At 74.0% G+C, this 2,370-nt stretch carries 1 protein-coding gene and 2 pseudogenes; all 3 read right to left on the bottom strand.

From position 1 onward, the window contains the following. Positions 1–402 (bottom strand): annotated as a pseudogene (locus tag NH602_RS30165) (hypothetical protein); the annotation flags it as partial. A 642-nt stretch (positions 403–1,044) separates the two neighbouring features. Beyond that, positions 1,045–1,962, bottom strand: coding sequence for a pyridoxal 5'-phosphate synthase lyase subunit PdxS (gene pdxS, locus NH602_RS30160; protein ID WP_073574636.1), 918 nt, complete (start codon positions 1,960–1,962; stop codon positions 1,045–1,047). A gap of 16 nt (positions 1,963–1,978) precedes the next feature. Continuing rightward, positions 1,979–2,370 (bottom strand): annotated as a pseudogene (locus tag NH602_RS30155) (hypothetical protein); the annotation flags it as partial.

Genomic DNA, 2,370 nt, shown 5'->3' with positions numbered 1-2,370 from the left:
CGGGGCGCCGGCCTGGTCGCCGGCCGAGCCGCCCCGGTCGCCGGCCGGACCGCCCTGGTCGCCGGCCGGACCGCGGTCGCCGCTCGGAGCGCCGTCCTCGCCCGAAGTCGTGTCGTCGCCCGAAGTCGTGTCACTGCCCGAGCCCGTGTCGGGGGTCGTGTCGTCGCCGGAACCCTGGTCCCCGCCCGAGCCGTGGTCGTCGCCGGAACCCTGGTCTTCGCCCGGCTTCCGGTCATCGGCGGAGTCCTGCTTCTTGTCGCCGATGCCGGAGTCGCCCGCGCCCGATGTCGTGTCGCCGGAGTCCCCACCGGAACCCGAGCCCTGGGCGGAGCCGGAGCCACCGTCGTCACCCGAACCGGACCCGGCGTCGTTCCCCGAGCCGCCCGATCCCGACGATCCCACGTGGCCGCCGGAGCCGGAGTCGTCGCCGCCCGAGCCGCCGTCATCGCCCCCCGGCCCGTCCCCCTCGGGCCCGGCCGCCCCGGGGGCGGCGGAGGCGCCGGGCTTCCCCGACCCGGCGCGTCCGTCACCACCGGTGGCCGGACCACCCGAACCGGCTCCCCCACCCGGGGCGGTATCCGTCGTGGGGCAGTCCGCGGTCGTCGTCGCACCCGGTCGGCCGTCCCCCGTGTCCGCGAACGCCGCAGCCGGAAAGCTGATCAACATCGCGGCGGCGATCGCCACGACTCTCACAGAGCGTCCCATCAGGCTCCTCCGCAACAGTGGTCTCCTGATCCCCACGGAACGCTAAATGCCACAGAGTCACCACGAGCACCTGTGTCACCACATCGAGTAGGCAACCCCTCCACCGAGCGACCGCAGAACGTGGCCGGAACGGACACCCCACGCGTCCGAGGGACCGATCGGGTCACCGGACCGTGGTCCGTACCCGGTCCCGTCCCCCGCCGCACGGGTTCCGCCGCCGCCGCACGGGTCCGGACCCGTGCGGCGCGTACGGAACCCGTGTGGCAGCGGGGCCGGGAACGACGAGAGCCCCGTCCGGCGGGGTGCCGGACGGGGCTCTCGGGGCGGGGCGGGGGGTGCTTACCAGCCGCGAGCGGCGTAGCGCTGCTCCTCCGGGATGTCGGCGATGTTGATGCCGACCATGGCCTCGCCGAGACCGCGGGAGACCTTGGCGATCATCTCGGGGTCGTCGTGGAAGGTCGTGGCCTTCACGATCGCCGACGCGCGCTGCGCCGGGTCGCCGGACTTGAAGATGCCGGAGCCGACGAACACGCCCTCGGCGCCGAGCTGCATCATCATCGCGGCGTCGGCCGGGGTCGCGATGCCACCGGCGGTGAACAGCACGACCGGCAGCTTCCCGGTGCGGGCCACCTCCGCGACCAGCTCGACCGGGGCGCGCAGCTCCTTGGCCGCGATGTAGAGCTCGGCGGCGTCGAGCGAGGCGAGCCGGCCGATCTCGGCGCGGATCGAGCGCATGTGCCGGGTGGCCTCGACGACGTTGCCGGTGCCGGCCTCACCCTTCGAGCGGATCATCGCCGCACCCTCGGAGATGCGGCGCAGGGCCTCACCGAGGTTGGTGGCACCGCAGACGAACGGGGCGGTGAAGCTCCACTTGTCGATGTGGTGGGCCTCGTCGGCCGGGGTCAGCACCTCGGACTCGTCGATGTAGTCGACGCCGAGGGACTGCAGGACCCGGGCCTCGACGAAGTGGCCGATGCGGGCCTTCGCCATGACCGGGATGGACACGGCCTCGACGATGCCGGTGATCATGTCCGGGTCCGACATGCGGGCCACGCCGCCGTTGGCACGGATGTCGGCCGGGACGCGCTCCAGGGCCATGACGGCGACGGCCCCGGCGTCCTCGGCGATCTTGGCCTGATCCGGGGTGACGACGTCCATGATCACGCCGCCCTTCAGCATCTCGGCCATCCCGCGCTTCACCCGCGCGGTGCCGTGCTGCGGACCGGCGGTGTCGGGGGTGTTCTCAGCTGCGGACACGGGTGATCGGAGCTCCTCACATGACGGTCGGACTGCGTGGCGATTCTACGTGAGGTCGCGCAGGTGAACGCGGCGGTTCCGGATCGGCGATCTCGAAGTACACCGGCTCCGGTGCGGTGCCGTGCAGCCGCAGCAGCCGCACCAGCCGCCGCGACCGCAGGGCACGGGTGTCGCGGACGGCGTCGTTGTGCACCCGGCGGGCCAGCACGACCAGTGCCTCGGCATCGGCGAGGTCATCGCAGGGCCCCGACCGGGCCGACCCCCGCCCGACGACGGCGAGCTGCCTGGTCAGAGCGTTCTCCGCGGCCTCGCGGGCGGCGCGGCTCCCGGCCGGGTCCCGGCCGTCCGAGGCCGGAGCGGGCAGTGCCAGCGCGGCATCGGCGGCCCGGCGCAGGTCCGGCGGTGCGG

Origin of the sequence: Pseudonocardia sp. McavD-2-B (assembly GCF_024124365.1) — a bacterium.
Classification (GTDB): Bacteria; Actinomycetota; Actinomycetes; order Mycobacteriales; family Pseudonocardiaceae; genus Pseudonocardia; species Pseudonocardia alni.
This window is presented reverse-complemented; position numbering and strand designations above follow the sequence as displayed.